We start from the raw sequence: 20,377 nt of genomic DNA, 5'->3' as shown, positions 1-20,377 counted from the left end.
AACTATATTACTTCATTAGATTTTAATGAAAATCTTACTTTTTTATCGCCTTCTACTCTGTAACCAACTCTCGTTGCTTCTCCTTTCGAAGTTAGCAAAGATAAGTTAGAAATATGAATAGCTGCTTCTTTTTCTACGATTCCTCCTTGAGGATTTTGTGCACTTGGTTTAGTATGTTTCTTAACCATGTTTACACCCTCAACAATCGCTTTGTTCTTTTCTATTAATACTTTTTGAATAACACCTTCAGATCCTTTGTGATCTCCAGCATTTACTCTTACAGTATCTCCAGTTTTTATTTTAAGCTTTCCCATCTTAATATTTTCTGTATTAAAGCACCTCTGGTGCTAATGATACAATCTTCATGAATGATTTATCACGAAGCTCTCTAGCAACAGGACCAAAAACACGTGTTCCTCTCATCTCACCCGTTGGGTTTAATAAAACACAAGCGTTATCATCAAATCTTATATAAGATCCGTCTGGTCTTCTTACTTCCTTCTTTGTACGCACAACAACTGCCGTAGAAACTGCTTTTTTCTTAATGTTTCCATTAGGAGTTGCATCTTTAACAGAAACAACTATTTTATCTCCTACAGAAGCATATCTCCTTTTAGTTCCTCCTAAAACACGGATAACTAAAACTTCTTTTGCTCCGGTGTTATCTGCTACTTTTAATCTTGATTCTTGTTGTAACATAATTATTTAGCTCTTTCTAGGATTTCTACTAATCTCCAACATTTAGATTTAGATAAAGGTCTTGTTTCCATGATCTTTACTTTATCACCAATATTACAGTCGTTTGTTTCGTCGTGTGCTACGTACTTTTTCGTTTTTAATACGAATTTTCCATACATAGGATGTTTTACTTTTTTAACTTCTGCAACAACTATTGATTTTTGCATTTTGTTACTAGTAACAACTCCTATACGTTCTTTTCTTAAATTTCTTGTTTCCATCTTTCAGCAGAATTATTGTAATTCTCTTTTAGTTAATTCGGTCGCAATTCTAGCTACAGCTCTTCTTATAGAACGTAATTGAATTGGATTTTCTAAAGGAGATATTGCATGAGCCAATTTTAGGTCTGAATAACTCTTTTTTGTTTCACCAAGTTTCTCTTGTAACTCAGCTACAGATAATTCTTTAATTTCTGATTGTTTCATAATATCAAATAAATTATGCTTCGTAATCTCTAGCGATTAAAAACTTAGTTTTTACAGGTAGTTTCTGTGCTGCTAAACGTAATGCTTCTTTTGCAACGTCTAAAGGCACTCCACCTATTTCAAATAATACTCTTCCTGGCTTAACAACAGCTACCCAATATTCAACGGCACCTTTACCTTTACCCATACGTACTTCAAGAGGTTTCTTTGTAATAGGCTTGTCTGGAAATATCTTTATCCAAAGTTGCCCTTCTCTTTTCATGTAACGTGTAGCTGCGATACGTGCTGCTTCAATTTGACGTGATGTTAAAAAATTCGAGTCTAACGATTTTATTCCAAAAGTTCCACTTGAAAGTTGGTGCCCTCTTCCGGCATTACCTTTCATACGTCCCTTTTGTTGCTTACGAAATTTTGTTCTTTTAGGCTGTAACATTTTTCTTTATTTATAAAAAATTACTTTCTACGACGAGGTTTGTTGTCTCTGTTTCCGCCACGTCCTCCGGCTCCACCTTTTCCTTGCTTCTTAGATAATCCAACAAGCGGAGAAAGTTCTCTTTTACCATATACTTCACCTTTCATGATCCATACTTTTACACCCAATCTACCATAAGTAGTGTGTGCCTCAACTAAAGCATAATCAATATCGGCTCTAAAGGTTGATAAAGGAATACGTCCTTCTTTGTAGTGTTCTGAACGTGCCATCTCTGCCCCGTTTAAACGACCACTAATCTGGATTTTAATCCCTTCAGCATTCATACGCATAGTAGCAGCAATAGCCATCTTAATTGCACGTCTGTATGAAATTCTATTTTCAATTTGACGAGCGATACTTGATCCTACTAAAAATGCATCAAGTTCAGGTCTTTTGATCTCAAAAATATTGATCTGAACTTCTTTTTCAGTAATTTTCTTAAGTTCTTCTTTTAACTTGTCTACCTCTTGACCGCCTTTACCAATGATGATACCTGGGCGAGCCGTTGTGATAGTAACGGTTACAAGCTTAAGAGTTCTTTCGATAATTACTCTACTAACACTAGCTTTAGATAAACGCGCGTGAACGTATTTTCTAATTTTATCGTCTTCGGCAAGCTTATCTCCATAATCATTACCTCCGTACCAGTTAGATTCCCATCCTCTGATAATACCTAAGCGATTTCCGATTGGATTTGTTTTTTGTCCCATACTTCTATCTTAGCTTTGTGTGTTATTTTTTGCTCCAACAACGATTGTTACGTGGTTTGAACGTTTTCTAATTCTGTGTGCACGACCTTGAGGTGCTGGACGTAATCTTTTTAACATAGATCCGCTGTCAACAGTTATTTCCTTTACAATCAATTCAGCCTCTTCTAAATTAGCTTCTTCGTTTTTAGCTTGCCAGTTTGCAATTGCAGACAGTAACAATTTCTCTAAACGTCCAGAAGCTTCCTTTTGGTTGAATCTTAAAATATTAAGTGCATGTTCTACCTTTTCGCCTCTTACTAAATCGGCTACTAAGCGCATTTTTCTCGGTGATGTAGGACAGTTATTAAGTTTAGCAAAAGCAACGTGTTTTTTTGCTTCCTTAATAGCGTCTGCCATTTGTTTTTTACGACTTCCCATAGCTTACTACTTTTTACCTTTATTTTTAGCACCTGCATGTCCACGGAATGAACGCGTTGGTGAAAATTCTCCTAATTTATGACCTACCATGTTTTCAGTAACGTATACTGGAACAAATTGACGGCCATTGTGTACTGCGATAGTTTGTCCAACGAAATCTGGAGTTATCATACTTGCTCTAGACCAAGTTTTGATAACAGTTTTCTTGTTAGACTCAACATTAACAGCTACTTTCTTTTCTAACTTATAATGAACGTAAGGTCCTTTTTTTAGTGATCTTGCCATGTCTTATTTCTTTCTACGTTCTACAATATATTTATTACTTGCTTTAGTCTTAGAACGAGTTCTGTAACCTTTAGCTGGTATACCATTTCTAGAACGAGGATGTCCACCTGAAGATTTACCTTCACCACCACCCATTGGGTGATCGACTGGATTCATTACTACTGGTCTAGTACGTGGTCTTCTACCTAACCATCTAGTTCTACCTGCTTTACCACCTACTAATAATTGGTGATCAGAATTAGATACAACACCGATAGTTGCCATACAGTTTACAAGAATTAACCTTGTTTCACCAGAAGGTAATTTCACCGTAGCAAATTTACCATCTCTTGCCATTAATTGAGCAAAAGCTCCTGCACTACGCGCCATAACAGCACCTTGACCAGGACGTAACTCTAAACAAGAAATTATAGTTCCTAATGGAATTTCACTTAATGGCATTGCATTTCCAATTTCTGGAGCGATACCTTCTTTACCAGATACTACATTTTGCCCAACCTGAAGTCCATTTTGTGCAATAATATATCTCTTCTCGCCATCTTGATAGTTCAATAATGCAATAAAAGCTGTTCTGTTTGGATCGTATTGAATTGAAGCAACTTCACCAGGAATCCCAGCTTTGTCTCTTTTAAAATCGATAATACGATACTTTCTTTTATGACCACCACCAATGTAGCGCATAGTCATTTTTCCTTCACTGTTTCTACCACCAGATCTTTTGTTCGGAACGAGTAAACTCTTTTCCGGCTTATCAGTAGTAATGGCATCATATCCATTTACTACTCTAAATCGCTGTCCTGGGGTGATTGGTTTTAATTTTCTTACTGACATTTGTCTTTAATTACATGTTACTGTATAAATCAATCATTTCACCTTCCGCCAGTTGTACAATTGCTTTTTTAACTGCATTTGTTTTACCATGTTGAATACCAGTTTTAGTAAACTTGGTACTACGATCTGGACGGACATTTATAGTACGAACTTTTTCAACAGAAACACCATAAGCAGCTTCAACCGCTTTTTTGATTTCTACCTTGTTCGCCTTAGTCTTCACTGAGAACGTATAGCAGTTTCTCAACTCGCTATTAGCTGTCGCCTTTTCTGTGATTATAGGTTTAATTAAGATACTCATTGTTTCTATTTACTTAAGTTTGTTTGAATTCCTTCTAAAGCGCCTTCTAAAAGAATCACTTGATTTGCATTTAGTATTTTATAAGTACTTATTTCTGAAGAAGTTATTACTTCAGAGCCTTTTAAATTACGAGAAGACAAATATACGTTTTTATTAGCCTCACCCAATACAAACAGTGACTTTTTGTTCTCTAAATCAAGAGCTTTTAAAACAGCTGTGAAATTTTTAGTTTTTGGTGACTCAAAATTAAAGTCTTCTAAAACTACAATTGATTTCTCTCCTGCTTTAATACTTAGTGCTGATTTACGAGCTAGTCTTTTAAGGTTTTTATTAAGTTTAAAGCTGTAGTTTCTTGGTCTTGGACCGAACATACGACCACCACCTTTGAATACACCAGACTTAATAGAACCTGCACGAGCTGTACCAGTACCTTTTTGCTTTTTAATCTTACGAGTAGATCCAGAAATCTCAGCTCTTTCTTTAGCCTTATGAGTTCCTTGACGTTGGTTTGCTAAATATTGTTTAACATCCAAGTATACTGCGTGATTATTAGGCTCAATAGCAAACACATCGCCAGAAAGGTCTGCCTTTCTACCTGTGTCTTTTCCGTTTATATCTAAAACTGCTACTTTCATTATTTTCTAATAATTACATAAGAGTTTTTATGGCCAGGAACACATCCTTTAACCACAAGTAGATTCTTTTCAGCAACTACTTTTAAAACTTTTAAATTTTGAACTTTAACTGTGTCTCCACCCATTCTACCTGCCATTTTCATGCCTTTAAAAACACGAGCAGGGTAAGATGCAGCTCCAATAGATCCTGGCGCTCTTAAACGGTTATGTTGACCGTGAGTAGCTTGACCTACACCACCGAAACCATGACGTTTTACAACACCTTGAAATCCTTTACCTTTTGATGTACCAGCTACGTCAACAAATTCGCCTTCAGCGAAATGATCAACAGTGATTGCATCACCTAATTTGTACTCCGAATCAAAACTTTTGAATTCAACGATTTTGCGTTTTACAGAAGTACCCGCTTTTTTAGCATGACCTAAGTCAGCTTTAGTAGCGCTTTTTTCTGTCGCGTCATCGAAACCAAGTTGAATAGCTTCATAGCCGTCAACCTCTTCAGTTCTGACTTGGGTAACGATACATGGTCCAGCTTCGATTACTGTACAAGGAATATTTTTCCCGTTTTCATCGAAGATGCTGGTCATACCGATTTTCTTTCCAATTAACCCAGACATATTTAATTATTTATTAATGATTTACTATTTATTAAAAACATTCAAGGCTGAAAATACGTTTCAGCCTTGAAGTGTATTTTTACCGTTTTTCCCGCAACCGCATTGGTGGGACATGTAAATATGAAGCAAAACTCCATATTTTGAGCATGCAAATGTAGAGTTTTATTTCGGTTTAAAAAAATGATTTTCAATTAATTCTGTATAAAAACGTAATAACCATATAATTAATACATTTTGGTCCAAAATCGAATATTTCAATCATTCCAATAAAACGTCGTAAAACCTCATGAAATCAATGCTAATTTTAGATTTCAAAAAAAAACATCAGGATAAAAAATTATCCTGATGCCTTTAATATTTATCTATACAAGTCTAAACTTGTAATCGAATTATACTTTAATCTCTACTTCAACACCACTTGGTAACTCTAATTTCATTAAAGCATCAATGGTTTTAGAAGATGAAGAGTAAATATCTAATAATCTCTTGTAAGAGCTTAATTGAAATTGTTCTCTAGACTTCTTGTTAACGTGAGGTGAACGTAAAACAGTGAAAATTTTCTTGTGTGTTGGTAATGGAATTGGACCAGTTACAACAGCACCTGTACTTTTTACGGTTTTTACAATCTTATCAGCAGACTTATCTACTAAGTTATGATCGTAAGACTTTAATTTAATTCTAATTTTTTGACTCATTTTCTTAACTTTTTAAGATTGTTCTCCTTTAGCTGCCTTAATCACTTCTTCAGATATGTTAGAAGGTGTTTCAGCATAGTGTGAAAATTCCATTGTTGACGTTGCTCTACCAGAAGATAATGTTCTTAAAGTAGTAACATAACCAAACATTTCTGATAAAGGAACAGTAGCTTTTACAGTTTTTGCACCAGCTCTATCACCCATATCACTCATTTGACCACGTCTTCTGTTTAAATCTCCAACAATGTCACCCATGTTTTCTTCAGGAGTAATAACCTCAAGTTTCATGATTGGCTCCATGATTACAGCTTTAGCCGCTTTAGCACAGTTTTTAAACCCTAATTTAGCTGCTAATTCGAAAGAAAGTTGATCCGAATCCACATCGTGGTAAGATCCATCTTTCAATGTTACTTTCATAGCATCTATTTCGTAACCTGCTAAAGGTCCATTAACCATTGCCATTTTAAATCCTTTTTCAATTGAAGGGATAAATTCCTTAGGAACGTTACCACCTTTAATTACAGACTCAAACTGAAGACCTACTACGCCTTCATCAGCTGGTTCAACCGTAAATACGATATCAGCAAATTTACCACGACCACCAGATTGTTTCTTATAAACTTCTCTATGATCTGCAGAAGCAGTAATAGCCTCTTTATATTCAACTTGTGGTTGACCTTGGTTTACTTCAACTTTAAATTCACGACGTAAACGATCTACAATTACATCTAAGTGTAATTCACCCATTCCAGAAATAATAGTCTGTCCTGAAGCTTCGTCTGAACGTACAGTAAATGTAGGATCTTCTTCAGCTAATTTAGCTAAGCCCATACCTAATTTATCTACATCTGCTTTAGTTTTAGGCTCCACTGCGATACCAATTACGGGATCAGGAAAATCCATAGATTCTAAAACAATTGGATGCGCTTGATCTGAAAGTGTATCTCCTGTTTTGATAGATTTAAATCCAACAGCAGCTCCAATATCACCAGCTTCAATAAAGTCAATTGCATTTTGCTTGTTAGCATGCATTTGGTAGATACGTGAAATACGTTCTTTTTTACCAGAACGGTTATTTAACACATAAGAACCAGCATCTAAACGACCAGAATACGCTCTAAAGAATGCTAAACGACCTACGAAAGGATCGGTAGCAATTTTAAATGCTAATGCAGCGAAAGGCTCGTCTACACTTGGCTTACGTAATTCTTCTTTTTCAGTATCAGGATTCATTCCTCTAATACCTTCCTTATCCATTGGAGAAGGTAAGTAACGACAAACTGCATCTAATAAGAACTGTACACCTTTATTTTTAAAAGCAGATCCACAAATCATTGGAATGATAGCCATATCCATTACAGCAGCTCTAAGCGCAGCATGCACTTCATCTTCTGTAATAGAATCTTCATCTTCCATGAATTTCTCTAATAAGTTCTCATCATAACCAGCAACTTCTTCAATAAGTAGTGCACGGTATTTACGAGCTTCTTCTTTTAAATCTTCAGGAATCTCAATAACATCAAAAGTTGCTCCTTGAGTTTCATCATGCCATACAATAGCACGGTTTTTTACTAAATCTATAATACCTTTAAAATCATCTTCGTCACCAATGTTTAAAACGATTGGCACCGCGTTAGATTTTAACATATCTTTTACTTGTTGGCAAACACCTAAAAAGTCAGATCCTTGACGGTCCATTTTATTAACGAAACCAATTCTTGGCACTTTATAGTTGTCTGCAAGCCTCCAGTTAGTTTCAGATTGTGGTTCAACACCATCAACTGCACTAAATAAGAATACTAAACCATCTAATACACGTAAAGATCTATTTACCTCTACAGTAAAATCTACGTGACCAGGAGTATCAATAATATTGAAGTGATAATCCATTGCATCTGCAGTTGGCTCACCATTTTCTATTGGAAATTTCCACTCACAAGTTGTTGCTGCAGACGTAATTGTGATACCACGTTCTTGCTCTTGCTCCATCCAGTCCATTGTTGCAGCACCATCATGTACTTCACCAATTTTATGAGAAACTCCTGTATAATAAAGTATACGTTCTGTAGTTGTAGTTTTTCCTGCATCAATGTGTGCAGCAATACCTATATTTCTTGTTAATTTTAAATCTCTTGCCATGTCTTAGAATCTAAAGTGAGAGAATGCTTTGTTTGCCTCTGCCATTTTGTGAGTATCTACTCTTTTCTTAACTGCTGACCCTTCTTCTTTAGCTGCTGCTAAAACCTCTGATGCCAAACGTAAAGCCATAGATTTTTCATTTCTTTTTCTTGAATAGCTAATTAGCCATTTCATAGCCGTAGATACTTTACGGTCTGGACGAATTTGCATTGGAATTTGGAATGTTGCTCCACCAACACGACGACTACGTACTTCTACGTGAGGCATAACGTTAGATAAGGCATCTTTCCAGATTTCTAAAGCTGTTTTTTCTTCGTCTGTTTTCTTTTCTTCTACAATTGCAATTGCATCGTAAAATACTTTAAAAGCTACCGACTTTTTTCCATCCCACATCATCATATTAACGAAACGAGTTACTAACTGGTCGTTAAACTTAGGGTCTGGTAAAAGCGGTCTTTTTTTCGCTGCTCTTTTTCTCATGTCTTCTTCTTAAAGTTTTAATTACTTCTTAGGGCGTTTTGCACCATACTTAGATCTACGTTGTGTTCTACCTGCAACACCTGCTGTGTCTAAGGCACCACGAACGATGTGATATCTAACTCCTGGCAAATCTTTTACCCTTCCACCTCTAACCAATACTATCGAGTGCTCTTGTAAATTGTGTCCTTCACCACCGATGTATGCATTAACCTCGTTACCGTTTGTTAAACGAACCCTTGCTACCTTACGCATTGCTGAGTTAGGTTTTTTAGGTGTCGTTGTGTAAACACGAGTACACACACCACGTCTTTGTGGACACGAATTTAAAGCAGCCGATTTACTCTTCTTGGTTATTTTGGCTCTTCCTTTTCGTACTAATTGTGAAATTGTTGGCATATATTTCTATATAATTTTTGTTAATCCTCTTCTTAGAGGGGTGCAAATGTAGTAATTAAAATTAATTATTCAAATCGTAATTCGTTAATTTTTAAGAGTTTTAGAAAAAAGAACGCTTCTGGATATTAATTTTACACTTTTTCCGTTAGATTTACATAAAGAATAGAACGCTACATACAAAAGAGAAAATCGAATGAAAAATTCTAAAAACGCTCAGAATTAAAAAGTTAAACTAACACAAAATCCGACTAAAAATAAGATTTTAAATAGAAACTACATTTTGCAAAAAACACTCTTTATCTTCATATTAATATATTTATTCTTTTCTACGGAAGTATTTTGTCAAACTTTAGTTTTAGAAATAAACGGAAGTAATGAGATCGAAACAAAAATTATAGATTCACTAAACTATTTAAAAACACATAAAGATTTTTTTTCGATTAAATCGGAAGTGGAATTTATTCAAAACAGCCTTTTTAAGAAAGGATACATTGAACATGAAACTTCTGAAGTTTCAAAAATAAACGACTCTCTTTTTTCTACTACGATAAATTTAGGAACAAAATACAAAACAGTTCACGTCTATTACAACAATCAATTAATTGACAAAAACATCTTAAATCAAATTTCAACTAAAGTTTTTGAAAACTACTTTGAATTACCTTTTGAACAAACAGAAAATGCATTAAAATTTATCAATGCGAAAATAACAGAAGATGGCTTTCCTTTCTCAAAATTACGTCTCGACAACATTTCAATCGAAAATGAAACTTATTTGAAAGCCAATTTAAACATTAACTCTCCAAAAGAAAAACGATTAGTTAACGAAATAATTATTAAAGGTTACGAAAAGTTCCCTCGCTCCTATTTAAAGCACTATTTAAAAATAAAGAAAAACCAAGCTTTTGATATTACAACAATAAAAAACAAAACAGAACAACTCAATGATTTACGTTTTGCTAGCCAAATAAAATCACCAGAAGTTTTGTTCTCGAAAGATTCAACATCACTTTATCTATATCTAGAAAAATCGCAAAGCAATAATTTTGATGGTTTTCTAGGTTTCGGAACCAATGAAGAAACGAATAATATTGAGTTCGACGGATATTTAAATTTAAATTTAACCAATAACTTAAACTTTGGAGAATCGTTTCGGTTACTTTATAAAAGTGATGAAAATGATCAAAAAACATTCAACATCACCGCCACACTGCCTTATCTATTTAAAACACCTATTGGTTTAAATTTTGAATTACAAATTTTTAAGCGCGACTCTTCTTTTACAACCGTAGATCAATCTATAAAACTACATTATCAAATAAACTCTAAACATAAAATTTATACAGGCATAACAAATTTAGAATCTAACAATTTACTATCTACAGACAACACATCGAGCATCACAGATTACAAAACATCTTATTACACTATAGCTTACGAGTATTTAAAACCACAATCGTATAATTTACTCTTCCCTATAAATAGTAATTTATATTTCGAAACAAATTTTGGGAACCGAGAGCAAACTAATTCATCAAGAAAACAAACTCAACTATATTTTGATGCCTCAAAAATCTTCAATTTAAATCCGAATAATAGCATTTACACTCGTATAAACGGTTCTTTTCTATCTTCAGACGATTATCTAGAAAATGAACTCTCTAGGTTTGGCGGCATAAACTCTATAAGAGGTTTTGAAGAAAACAGCCTTTATGCATCTCTATACGGTCTATTCAACACAGAATACAGATATCAAATTAGCAATTCCATTTACATTCACTCTATAACGGATGCCGCTTATTTTGAAAATAAAATTTTAAAAACTAAAGAAAAATTGTTTGGATACGGGTTCGGATTCGGAATTTTGACTAAAGCTGGTATTTTTAAATTCAACTACGCAAATGGCAAATTGCAGAATCAGAAATTTAAGCTATCGAATTCTAAGATTCATATAAGTTTAACTACAAATTTTTAAAAAATTCAAAAATTCAGTTTAAAATAACAATCAAAAAGCAATTTTTAATGATTATTTGTTGTTTTATTAACTTTTTATTAAGATTTTTGACATTGACTAACTCAAAAATTTACAAAATGAAAACAAAGTTTGGTGGAATGCTAACGCTATTGTTAGCGTTTGTTGTGCAAATATCCTTTGCTCAACAAAAAACAATTTCAGGTACAGTTTCAGATAGTTCTGGATTACCTTTACCTGGAGCAACCGTCTTAGTAAAAGGAACCTCTACAGGTACTTCAACAGATTTCGACGGGAAATACTCAATCAAAGCAAATGAAGGGGCAACTCTTATATTTAGCTTTGTTGGTTACAAAACTAATGAATCCATAGTTTCAGCTTCAAATTCAATTAACGTTAAACTAAGCGAAGATGCTTCTGCTTTAGAGGAAGTTGTTGTTGTTGCCTTTGGTACAACAACAAAAGAAGCTTTTACAGGTTCTGCCAGTGTAATTAAAGCAGAAGCTTTACAAGACCGACCTTTAACCTCTCCAATAGCGGCCATTGAAGGTAACGCTACAGGTGTACAGTTTATTGCTGCATCTGGACAACCAGGTTCCTCACCGAGCATTGTTATTAGAGGTGTTGGTACGCTAAACGGAAGCACAGACCCTCTATATATAGTAGATGGTGTTTCTTTCCAAGGTGGTTTAAATACTTTAAATCAAGATGATATAGAGTCTTTAACTGTACTTAAAGATGCAGCTTCTACTTCTCTTTATGGTTCTAGAGCAGCTAATGGTGTTGTAATTATTACTACTAAAAGCGGCAAAAAATCTAGCGGTGTTAAAGTAAGTGCTTCAAGCCAGTTTGGAACAATAACTAAAGCTATCGATGAGTATGACGCTGTAGGTCCTGGTGATTACTACGAGCTAATGTGGCAATCTTATAAAAATTCATTAGGTGGAGGTGATGCAGCTGCTGCAGAAGCATCTTCATCAATTTTCAATCGCCTAGGAAGAAATCCTTTCAACGTAGCTAACGACCAAATAATTGGTACAGATGGAATACTAAATCCAAATGCTCAACTTATCGCTCAAGATTTAGATTGGTATGATGCTCTTGAAAGAACAGGAACAAGACAAAGTCACTCTATTAATGTTTCTGGAGGAGGAGATGACCACTCTGTCTTCTTTTCTGTTTCTAATTTAGATGAACAGGGATATGTTATTGAAAGTTCTTACAAAAGAACAACAGCAAGATTAAACGGGACTTTTGACGTAAACAATTGGTTATCTATGGGTGGTAGCGCTTATTTTACAGGTGAATCAACAACAGGATCTCCTTCTAGAGATACATCTATCGCAAATGTTTTTGCTTTTGCTAAAAATATGGGATCTATTTATTCTCCTTACTTATTAGACCCAACAACAGGTCAATATCTTTACGATGAAACCGGAGCTATTAGGTGGGATAGAGGTGAAAGTGATTCTTCTTTAGGCATTCTTTCTAGACCAACTAACGTTGGACGAAACGCTTTAGAAGAAGCTATTTTAAATAATGAGCTTACAAAAAGAAACAAATATGGCTTTAGATATAATACAGACTTCACGATAATTGAAGGCTTAACTGTAAATATTTTATACGGCCAAGATATTCAAGATAGTGTTAACCAAAGTTATGAAAACGCTATTGTAGGTGATGGTGCTCCAACCGCAAGACTTGAAGATACAAGATTTACAAGAACTGTAGAAAACTTTAACCAGTTAATTACTTACAAAAAAGCATTAGGTCAACACAACTTTGACTTAACAGTAGGTCACGAAAGTTATAGTAGAAATTTTTCATCAAATAGTGCTTTTAAAAGTACTGAAACAATATCTGGTATTTATGAGTTAGACAACTTCTCTACAGTATTATCGGCAGATGGAAGCAGTACAGATTACAATCTTGAAGGTTTCTTAGGAAGGTTAAACTATAACTTTGACGATCGCTACTACTTAAGTGCATCCGCAAGAAGAGATGGATCGTCTGTTTTTACAAACAACAAATGGGGAACATTTTATTCTATTGGAGGTTCTTGGAGAATTAGCCAAGAAAACTTCATGAATGATGTTTCTTTTATTAATAATTTAAAATTAAGAGGGTCTTATGGTGAAGTAGGTAATGACCAACTAGGTAGTTTCTACATATCGCAACCTCTTTACGCCATATACTCTAACGCAGGAACACCTGGATTAAGTTGGGATACAACTGGTAATGCCGACTTACAATGGGAAACATCAGAAAGTTTTGATATTGCCCTAGAATTTGGCTTATTCAACAACCGCTTAACTGGAACATTCGAATTTTATAAAAAAACCACCTCAGATATACTTTACAACGTTCCTATTCCTGCTTCAGAAGGCCAAATAGAAGCGCCTAACAATGTTGGTGATTTATTTAACCAAGGTTTTGAGCTTGGGCTAAACGGACAAATAATTAAGTCTGATAATTTTTCTTGGGACTTAGGAATTCAAGCATCTACTCTTAAGAACGAAATTTCTTTCTTACCTTCTCCTTTTATTGACGGATCTAAACGTTGGGAAGTTGGACGTTCAAGATATGATTTTTACTTATACGATTACGCAGGTGTAGACCCTAGTAATGGTGATGCACTTTTCTATATGTATGAAGAAGTTGGAGATGAAGTAGGTGTTGCGGTATTAAATGCAAACGGAACACATGCAACGACTAACGATTTTCAAGATGCAGGAAAAGCGTATGTTGGAGCTTCTGCTATTCCAGATATCATAGGATCGGTTACAAATAGTTTTAAATATAAAAACTTAGACCTAAATTTTCTTCTTACTTACCAAATTGGTGGTGATTATATAGATTATGGTTACGCAGACATGATGCACGAAGGTGATTACGGTTCTTCGCTACACCCAGATGCTCTTAATGCATGGAAAAACCCAGGAGATATTACAGATGTTCCTAGATTAGAAAATGGAAATACCGATTTATCACCAGCTTTATCATCTAGATGGTTAACAGATGCTTCATATTTAGCAATAAAAAATGCAAGTATAGCTTATAACTTAGATCGTGATGTTGCTGAACAAATTGGTGTAGATAAATTAAGGTTATTCTTATCTGGAGAAAACCTTGTATTTTTCACAAAGAGAAACGGTTTAAACCCACAATACAATCTTGCCGGAACACCATCAGGTAATGATTATAACCCTAGTAGAGTGATCTCAGTTGGTGTTAATGTTACTTTTTAAATAAAAAAAATTAAAACAATATAAAATGATACATAAAAAAATCATATTACTATTTGCTTTGTCAATGGTAATTTTTGTTTCTTGTTCAGAAGAATATCTAGAAAATGTTCCAACAGACGCAATAGCAGAAGCAACCGCGCTTTCTAGTGAATCAAGCATGGCACTTGTTATTAATGGTCTACATAGAATGATGTATGCTCAAAACCTTTTAGAAGGGGCTACAACAAGTAGAACGGGCGAAAGTCACTTTATCCCTTCACTAGATGCTATAGGAGGAAACATTATTCACTCTTCTCCAGGTAACGGCTGGATGACTGCCGATTTAAAATGGACTAGCCATACTAATTCTGCTTCAACAACTAATTTTAACTTCTGGTTTCAACGTTACCACTTTATAAATGTGGTAAGTTCGATAATTAACACATCTGCAGCAGAAGGTTTCTCTGAAACTGAAGACCTAAATAATGTTTTAGGCCAAGCTTACGCTTACAGAGCATGGGCTTATTGGAGATTGGTAACAACATTCTCTAAAGGTTATATAATTGGAGATCCATCAACAGATCCCGGAGTACCATTAATCCTTGAATCAGGTGCACCTTACACTAGTGCACCTCGAGGAACAGTAGAAGAAGTATATACTCAAATAGAAAAAGACATTGCTTCAGCGATTAACTACTTAGGAAAAGCTAGCGCTCCAGAAAACAAATCTCATATATCAATCAATGCAGCTTATGGTATTAGAGCACGAGTTGCTCTATCTAAAGGCGACTGGGCTAACGCAGCTACTTATGCAGCACTTGCAAGAGAAGGATACCCTTTACTAGATGAAACCGATTGGCTTTCTGGATTCAACACTAACGACTTATCCGAAGTTATTTGGGGTGGATATGTTATCGACACAGAAACGAATTACTTCTCGTCGTATTTTTACTATGTCGCATTCGCTTTTAATGGTAGTCAAAACAGAAGTAACCCTAAGATAATTAGCAAAGAGTTGTATGACAGAATACCTGATACAGATTACAGAAACCAAGCATGGTTACCACTAGCACCAAACTCTAACCCTGCTGCTTCAAACGATCTAGGAGGAAGCTACGAAACAGACCCTAACTACGATAATCAAGCAGATTTTGACGCTGCTAAAGCTGCAATAATAGAAGAATATGGAGCTACTAGTGGACACAACACACACCCATACATGAATGTAAAGTTCAAACAGAAAAACCCTGGTGGTATTGATCCGGATGATGTTATTTACATGCGTTCGGCAGAAATGGTGCTTATTGAAGCTGAAGCTAAAGCAATGATTCCAGATATTACTGGTGCACAAGATGCTTTAGAGATTTTAGGGTCTGCTAGAGATAGTGCTTTTGATAAAACAGCATTTACAACGCAAGCTGCCCTTATGGACGAAATTAAATGGCAAAGACGCGTTGAATTATGGGGTGAAGGATTTAGCTATCATGATCAAATTAGATGGGATGAAGGTCTAGACCAAACGAATTCTGGTGCATCAGAGGTATTATACCAAGACGGGTTTATCGTTGAGAAACCTTCTTTAAACGATGAATGGATTTTTAAGATTCCTCAATCGGAAATTGATGCAAATCCAAACATTACAGAAGCTGACCAAAACTAGATATTAATTATATAAAAACATAAACATGAAAAAAATAGCAAATATCTTTTTTTTAGCGATAACATGTATACTCTTTCAAAATTGTGAAGATGAGCAATTTGAATCATCTCTTAACTATGTAACTTTTGGTGACACAGTTTATTCTACAGCTGTAGATGTAGATGGCAGTACAACACTAGATGTTACCGTATACACTTCCCGAACAGTAAGCGCTGATACTTCGTTTGACATCATTGTCGACGAAAGTTCAAACGCTGCTGCTGGCTCATACAGTGTTCCTACATCTGTAACAATTCCTAGTGGTACTAATACCGGAGTACTTACTTTAAGTCTGTCGGATTTAGATTTAGGTATAGGTGTTAATAAACTCGTTCTTAATTTTGATCCTGAAAACCTTAACTATGCTTTAGGCGAATCAACTGAAGTACAATATATCCAAAACTGCACAGAAACAATAGCTACCCTCGACATCGTTTTTGATGGTTACGGAGATGAATCAGGATGGGTTATCACCGATAGTTTAGATGAAGAGGTTATTAGTGGAGGCCCTTATACTCAAGGACAAGCTTCAGCTTCTGAAACGATATCATTATGTTCTGGTAGAGACTACACTTTTACTTTTACTGATAGCTACGGAGATGGTTTAAGTTACCCTGCAAATGGTACTTACACATTAACTATAGACGGAGAAACTAAAGCTTCAGGTGGAGGTGATTTCGGAGCTAGTGAATCTACAGAATTTGATACTAAATAATACCAATCTGACCAAGTAATACATTGGCTACAACAGCCAAACGATGATTATATACTAAAGCCTGAACAATAAATTGTTCAGGCTTTTTGTTTTTAAATTAAATATCCTAATGAATACAACAGATTATAAGTACAGAATCGATAAAAACAACACTTAAACCTGCCGCGCAGAAGCTAAATAAAAGTTACTTAATTAAAGAATCAGAGGTTTAACCTATCAAATTCTAAGATTCAAACAACCACAACTACAGTTTTCGACCTTAAAACCTAAATATCCTTAAAACTATCAGTTAAAAAGTAAATTTTAACGGTTATTTATTGTTTTATTAACTTTTTATTGTGATTTTTGACATTGACTAATTCAAATAAATACAAAATGAAAACAAAGTTTAGTGGAATGCTAACGCTATTATTAGCGTTTGTTGTGCAACTAACGTTTGCACAAGAAAAGACAATTTCAGGAGTAGTATCGGACGGTTCTGGCCTACCTTTACCTGGAGCAACTGTCTTAGTAAAAGGTACCTCTACAGGTACATCAACAGATTTCGATGGTAAATATGCTATTAAAGCTAACTCAGGAGGAACTCTTGTTTTTAGTTTTGTTGGATACACAACAAAAGAAATCACAATTGGAACAAGTAATACTATTAACATTACTTTAGCTGAAGACGCAGCAACTCTAGATGAAGTTGTAGTCACAGCTTTAGGAATTAAAAGAGAGAAAAAATCTTTGGGTTATGCTTCTCAAGAAGTAAAAGGAGATGCAGTAAGCGCTGTCAAAGATGTAAACTTCGCTAATTCTTTATCAGGTAAAGTTGCCGGTATAGATGTATCAAGCAGTGGAACAATGGGAGGTTCAACTAACGTTGTAATCCGTGGTTACTCTTCTTTATATGGATCTAACCAAGCATTATTTGTTGTTGATGGAGTACCAATTAGTAATAAAAACACCAATTCATCTGGACAAAGATCAGGTCAAGCTGGTTATGATTATGGTAATGCTGCTGCGGATATAAATCCAGACAACATTGAATCAATCAACATACTTAAAGGTGGAGCTGCAACAGCTCTTTATGGTTCTCAAGCCGCTAATGGTGTTGTTGTAATCACTACTAAAAAAGGTAGAGACACAGAAGGAGTTATAGGTGTAACAGTAAATTCATCTATAACCTTTAACAAGTATAACAAAGATACTTTTGCGAGTTATCAAGACGAATATGGTGCAGGATACTGGATTGGTGTTTATCACGATGAATTCTACACAAAGAACGGTGAAAATTATACATTAGCTGATTGGGATGGCTCATATGGAGCTGCTTTTGACCCAAACACATTAGTACACCAATGGGATTCTTTCTACCCAGGCTTAGAAGGCTACGGAGAAGCAACTCCATGGGTCGCTGGTGCTAACGACCCATCTTCTGTTTTTGAAACAGGAACAACAATATTCAATAGTGTATTCTTAGACGGTGGTAATGATAAAGGTAATTTTAAATTTGGTTACTCAAAAGCTGATATCGAAGGTATCATGCCAAACAGTCAGATTAAAAGGGACAATGTTGATTTTTCTGCTTCTTATAATCTAACAGATAAATTAACGGCATCATCAAGTGTATCTTACAATAAAACATCTGGAAAAGGACGTTACGGTACAGGTTACGATTCTCAAAACTTTATGCAAACCGCTAGACAATGGTGGCAAACGAATGTAGATTTAGAAGATCAGAAAGCTGCTTATTTAGCAACTGGAGAAAACGTAACTTGGAATACGAGTTACATTGACGAAGACCTTAGTGCTATCTATCATGATAACGTATATTGGATGCGTGACAACAACTACGAAACTGATGTAAGAAATCGTGTTATAGGTAATGTAAACTTAAACTATCAAATTACTGATTATTTAAGTGTATTTGGTAGAGCTTCTTTAGACACCTACTCAGGTAACCAAGAAGAGCGTATAAATAATGGTAGTACAAGCTCACCATCATCTTACAGTATTTTTAATGAATCTTACACGCAAAACACTTACGATTTACAATTTCATTTTGATAAAGACCTTAGTGACGATTTAAATTTAAAAGCTATCCTTGGAACAAATATCCAAAGAAACCATTACTCTTATATTGATGCTTCAACTAATGGCGGGATTAATATTGACGGTCTTTGGGCTTTATCTAATAGTGTTAACTCTCTCGAAGCTCCAACTCAATACGAGTACACCTCTGGCGTTGATGGTTATTTCGCAAATGTATCTTTAGGATACAAAGACTTACTATTCTTAGAAGGGTCTTACAGAGTTGATGTTGCTTCTACTTTACCTACGAATGATAATAAATATGATTATTACGGATTATCTGGAAGTTTCTTATTTTCAGAAGTTATTGAATCTGATTTTATCAACTTAGGAAAATTAAGATTAGGATATGCAAAGACAGGTAATGCTGCTTCACCGCTATCCTTATACAACACATACTCTTTAAACACATCAGTAGGAGGACAAGCTTCAGCTTCTTTACCTTCAACAAACAATAACTCTAATTTAAAAAATGAGGAATCTATTGAAAAGGAGATTGGTTTAGAAATGATGTTTGCTAAAAAACGTTTAGGTTTTGATTTCTCTATTTACGAAAAAAACTCTTCTGATTTACTTACACCTATATCGGTTACATCTGCAATAGGATATACCGCACAATGGTTAAATGCTGGTGAATTACAAAACAGAGGTGTAGAATTATCTTTATATGGTTCTCCAATAAAAACAGATAATTTTGAATGGAGAGTAGACTTAAACTGGGGTAAAAACGAAAGTAAAGTAATATCTCTTCCTCTTGGCTTAAAGAATCTTCAATTAGCTAGTTTACAAGGTGGTGTATCTATTAACGCAACTGTAGGAGAAACTTATGGAATGATTAGAGGTACAGATTTTGTTTATGATGATAATGGAAGCAGAATTATCGATGCTACTAATGGTAGATACTTAGTAAGTGATGGGTCTGATGAAAACTTAGGATCTTTCCAACCAGATTGGAAAGGTGGAATTAACAATAGTTTCACTTACAAAAACCTAAGTTTAAGTTTCTTAATTGACATAAAAAAAGGAGGTAATGTTTTCTCTTTAGATACTTGGTACGGTATGGCTACTGGTTTATACCCAGAAACAGCTGGTACTAATGAATTAGGAAACCCAGTAAGGGATGCACTTACAACTGATAACACTAGTGGAGGAATTATTTTACCAGGTGTTGTTCAAACAGGTACTGATGGAGACGGAAACCCAACTTCGGATGGAACTGCTAATACTGTTAGAACGGACATGAGTAACTTTGCAAATGCATTAGGTTACACTAGAGCTCCTAATGCTTTACATGTATATGACGCTGGATATGTAAAATTAAGAGAGCTTTCTTTATCATACTCTTTACCATCTGAAATGTTAGAAAATGCATTTTTTGAATCTGTTACTTTCTCTGCAATTGGTAGAAACTTATGGATTATTGATAAAAGCACTCCATACTCAGACCCAGAAGCTGGTTTAAGTTCTGGTAATGTACAAGGTTACCAGTCTGGTGTATACCCAACAACAAAGGATTATGGATTTAGTGTTAAACTACAATTTTAAAA

General features: G+C 34.9%; 21 protein-coding genes. 5 read left to right on the top strand and 16 right to left on the bottom strand.

Annotated features, from left to right (window positions below):
• Window positions 1-2: 2 nt before the first annotated feature.
• The 16 genes from rplX to rpsL all read right to left on the bottom strand — a co-directional run bounded on the left by rplX (window position 3) and on the right by rpsL (window position 9,141).
• On the bottom strand, window positions 3-314 hold the full coding sequence (gene rplX / locus GQR98_RS09660; protein ID WP_159019321.1) for a 50S ribosomal protein L24: 312 nt from the start codon (window positions 312-314) through the stop codon (window positions 3-5).
• 16 nt (window positions 315-330) lie between these two features.
• Entirely contained in the window at window positions 331-699 is a 369-nt protein-coding gene (rplN, locus tag GQR98_RS09655) for a 50S ribosomal protein L14 (protein WP_042499135.1), read from the bottom strand.
• A gap of 2 nt (window positions 700-701) precedes the next feature.
• On the bottom strand, window positions 702-959 hold the full coding sequence (rpsQ, locus tag GQR98_RS09650; protein WP_034043311.1) for a 30S ribosomal protein S17: 258 nt from the start codon (window positions 957-959) through the stop codon (window positions 702-704).
• A gap of 12 nt (window positions 960-971) precedes the next feature.
• On the bottom strand, window positions 972-1,163 hold the full coding sequence (gene rpmC / locus GQR98_RS09645; protein ID WP_159019320.1) for a 50S ribosomal protein L29: 192 nt from the start codon (window positions 1,161-1,163) through the stop codon (window positions 972-974).
• Window positions 1,164-1,176: 13 nt separating this feature from the next.
• Window positions 1,177-1,596, bottom strand: coding sequence for a 50S ribosomal protein L16 (rplP, locus tag GQR98_RS09640; RefSeq protein WP_042499131.1), 420 nt, complete (start codon window positions 1,594-1,596; stop codon window positions 1,177-1,179).
• 20 nt (window positions 1,597-1,616) lie between these two features.
• Complete coding sequence (gene rpsC, locus GQR98_RS09635; protein ID WP_042499130.1) at window positions 1,617-2,345, bottom strand: 30S ribosomal protein S3; 729 nt, start codon at window positions 2,343-2,345, stop codon at window positions 1,617-1,619.
• Window positions 2,346-2,354: 9 nt separating this feature from the next.
• Complete coding sequence (gene rplV / locus GQR98_RS09630; RefSeq protein WP_159019319.1) at window positions 2,355-2,762, bottom strand: 50S ribosomal protein L22; 408 nt, start codon at window positions 2,760-2,762, stop codon at window positions 2,355-2,357.
• A gap of 6 nt (window positions 2,763-2,768) precedes the next feature.
• Entirely contained in the window at window positions 2,769-3,047 is a 279-nt protein-coding gene (rpsS, locus tag GQR98_RS09625) for a 30S ribosomal protein S19 (protein ID WP_042499126.1), read from the bottom strand.
• 3 nt (window positions 3,048-3,050) lie between these two features.
• Window positions 3,051-3,878, bottom strand: coding sequence for a 50S ribosomal protein L2 (rplB, locus tag GQR98_RS09620; RefSeq protein ID WP_042505216.1), 828 nt, complete (start codon window positions 3,876-3,878; stop codon window positions 3,051-3,053).
• A 10-nt stretch (window positions 3,879-3,888) separates the two neighbouring features.
• Window positions 3,889-4,179 carry a 50S ribosomal protein L23 gene (gene rplW, locus GQR98_RS09615; protein ID WP_042499124.1) on the bottom strand — a complete coding sequence of 97 codons (291 nt, stop codon included), beginning with the start codon at window positions 4,177-4,179 and terminating at the stop codon, window positions 3,889-3,891.
• A gap of 5 nt (window positions 4,180-4,184) precedes the next feature.
• The gene (gene rplD, locus GQR98_RS09610) at window positions 4,185-4,814 is read right to left on the bottom strand and encodes a 50S ribosomal protein L4 (protein WP_159019318.1); all 630 of its coding nucleotides are present in this window, start codon (window positions 4,812-4,814) and stop codon (window positions 4,185-4,187) included.
• Window positions 4,814-5,431 carry a 50S ribosomal protein L3 gene (gene rplC, locus GQR98_RS09605; protein WP_042499120.1) on the bottom strand — a complete coding sequence of 206 codons (618 nt, stop codon included), beginning with the start codon at window positions 5,429-5,431 and terminating at the stop codon, window positions 4,814-4,816. Before rplC ends, rplD begins: the two co-directional genes overlap by 1 nt.
• A gap of 389 nt (window positions 5,432-5,820) precedes the next feature.
• Window positions 5,821-6,126 carry a 30S ribosomal protein S10 gene (gene rpsJ, locus GQR98_RS09600; RefSeq protein ID WP_007650482.1) on the bottom strand — a complete coding sequence of 102 codons (306 nt, stop codon included), beginning with the start codon at window positions 6,124-6,126 and terminating at the stop codon, window positions 5,821-5,823.
• Window positions 6,127-6,138: 12 nt separating this feature from the next.
• On the bottom strand, window positions 6,139-8,265 hold the full coding sequence (gene fusA / locus GQR98_RS09595; protein ID WP_159019317.1) for an elongation factor G: 2,127 nt from the start codon (window positions 8,263-8,265) through the stop codon (window positions 6,139-6,141).
• Between the two features lie 3 nt (window positions 8,266-8,268).
• The gene (rpsG, locus tag GQR98_RS09590) at window positions 8,269-8,745 is read right to left on the bottom strand and encodes a 30S ribosomal protein S7 (protein ID WP_042499115.1); all 477 of its coding nucleotides are present in this window, start codon (window positions 8,743-8,745) and stop codon (window positions 8,269-8,271) included.
• Between the two features lie 21 nt (window positions 8,746-8,766).
• Window positions 8,767-9,141, bottom strand: coding sequence for a 30S ribosomal protein S12 (gene rpsL / locus GQR98_RS09585; RefSeq protein WP_042499114.1), 375 nt, complete (start codon window positions 9,139-9,141; stop codon window positions 8,767-8,769).
• 280 nt (window positions 9,142-9,421) lie between these two features.
• On the opposite strand from rpsL, the gene GQR98_RS09580 reads away from it, so the two are divergent.
• The 5 genes from GQR98_RS09580 to GQR98_RS09560 all read left to right on the top strand — a co-directional run bounded on the left by GQR98_RS09580 (window position 9,422) and on the right by GQR98_RS09560 (window position 20,375).
• On the top strand, window positions 9,422-11,116 hold the full coding sequence (locus GQR98_RS09580; protein ID WP_159019316.1) for a POTRA domain-containing protein: 1,695 nt from the start codon (window positions 9,422-9,424) through the stop codon (window positions 11,114-11,116).
• 116 nt (window positions 11,117-11,232) lie between these two features.
• Window positions 11,233-14,361, top strand: coding sequence for a SusC/RagA family TonB-linked outer membrane protein (locus tag GQR98_RS09575; RefSeq protein WP_159019315.1), 3,129 nt, complete (start codon window positions 11,233-11,235; stop codon window positions 14,359-14,361).
• A gap of 25 nt (window positions 14,362-14,386) precedes the next feature.
• A complete protein-coding gene (locus tag GQR98_RS09570) occupies window positions 14,387-16,000 on the top strand; it encodes a RagB/SusD family nutrient uptake outer membrane protein (protein WP_159019314.1) in 1,614 nt (537 codons plus the stop codon).
• 25 nt (window positions 16,001-16,025) lie between these two features.
• The gene (locus GQR98_RS09565) at window positions 16,026-16,754 is read left to right on the top strand and encodes a hypothetical protein (protein ID WP_159019313.1); all 729 of its coding nucleotides are present in this window, start codon (window positions 16,026-16,028) and stop codon (window positions 16,752-16,754) included.
• A 375-nt stretch (window positions 16,755-17,129) separates the two neighbouring features.
• A complete protein-coding gene (locus GQR98_RS09560; RefSeq protein ID WP_159019312.1) occupies window positions 17,130-20,375 on the top strand; it encodes a SusC/RagA family TonB-linked outer membrane protein in 3,246 nt (1,081 codons plus the stop codon).
• Window positions 20,376-20,377: the final 2 nt, after the last annotated feature.

Source organism: Algibacter sp. L3A6 (assembly GCF_009796825.1).
Classification (GTDB): Bacteria; Bacteroidota; Bacteroidia; order Flavobacteriales; family Flavobacteriaceae; genus Algibacter.
This window is presented reverse-complemented; position numbering and strand designations above follow the sequence as displayed.

Excerpts from the sequence above, each read along its gene's own strand:
- rplW (WP_042499124.1), bottom strand. The coding sequence starts at position 4,179 with ATGAGTATCTTAATTAAACCTATAATCACAGAAAAGGCGACAGCTAAT.
- rplN (WP_042499135.1), bottom strand. The coding sequence starts at position 699 with ATGTTACAACAAGAATCAAGATTAAAAGTAGCAGATAACACCGGAGCA.
- rpsS (WP_042499126.1), bottom strand. The coding sequence starts at position 3,047 with ATGGCAAGATCACTAAAAAAAGGACCTTACGTTCATTATAAGTTAGAA.
- rpsC (WP_042499130.1), bottom strand. The coding sequence starts at position 2,345 with ATGGGACAAAAAACAAATCCAATCGGAAATCGCTTAGGTATTATCAGA.
- rplV (WP_159019319.1), bottom strand. The coding sequence starts at position 2,762 with ATGGGAAGTCGTAAAAAACAAATGGCAGACGCTATTAAGGAAGCAAAA.
- rpsQ (WP_034043311.1), bottom strand. The coding sequence starts at position 959 with ATGGAAACAAGAAATTTAAGAAAAGAACGTATAGGAGTTGTTACTAGT.
- rplC (WP_042499120.1), bottom strand. The coding sequence starts at position 5,431 with ATGTCTGGGTTAATTGGAAAGAAAATCGGTATGACCAGCATCTTCGAT.
- rpmC (WP_159019320.1), bottom strand. The coding sequence starts at position 1,163 with ATGAAACAATCAGAAATTAAAGAATTATCTGTAGCTGAGTTACAAGAG.
- GQR98_RS09565 (WP_159019313.1), top strand. The coding sequence starts at position 16,026 with ATGAAAAAAATAGCAAATATCTTTTTTTTAGCGATAACATGTATACTC.
- GQR98_RS09575 (WP_159019315.1), top strand. The coding sequence starts at position 11,233 with ATGAAAACAAAGTTTGGTGGAATGCTAACGCTATTGTTAGCGTTTGTT.
- rplD (WP_159019318.1), bottom strand. The coding sequence starts at position 4,814 with ATGAAAGTAGCAGTTTTAGATATAAACGGAAAAGACACAGGTAGAAAG.
- rpsL (WP_042499114.1), bottom strand. The coding sequence starts at position 9,141 with ATGCCAACAATTTCACAATTAGTACGAAAAGGAAGAGCCAAAATAACC.
- rplP (WP_042499131.1), bottom strand. The coding sequence starts at position 1,596 with ATGTTACAGCCTAAAAGAACAAAATTTCGTAAGCAACAAAAGGGACGT.
- rpsG (WP_042499115.1), bottom strand. The coding sequence starts at position 8,745 with ATGAGAAAAAGAGCAGCGAAAAAAAGACCGCTTTTACCAGACCCTAAG.
- rplX (WP_159019321.1), bottom strand. The coding sequence starts at position 314 with ATGGGAAAGCTTAAAATAAAAACTGGAGATACTGTAAGAGTAAATGCT.
- rpsJ (WP_007650482.1), bottom strand. The coding sequence starts at position 6,126 with ATGAGTCAAAAAATTAGAATTAAATTAAAGTCTTACGATCATAACTTA.
- rplB (WP_042505216.1), bottom strand. The coding sequence starts at position 3,878 with ATGTCAGTAAGAAAATTAAAACCAATCACCCCAGGACAGCGATTTAGA.
- fusA (WP_159019317.1), bottom strand. The coding sequence starts at position 8,265 with ATGGCAAGAGATTTAAAATTAACAAGAAATATAGGTATTGCTGCACAC.
- GQR98_RS09570 (WP_159019314.1), top strand. The coding sequence starts at position 14,387 with ATGATACATAAAAAAATCATATTACTATTTGCTTTGTCAATGGTAATT.
- GQR98_RS09560 (WP_159019312.1), top strand. The coding sequence starts at position 17,130 with ATGAAAACAAAGTTTAGTGGAATGCTAACGCTATTATTAGCGTTTGTT.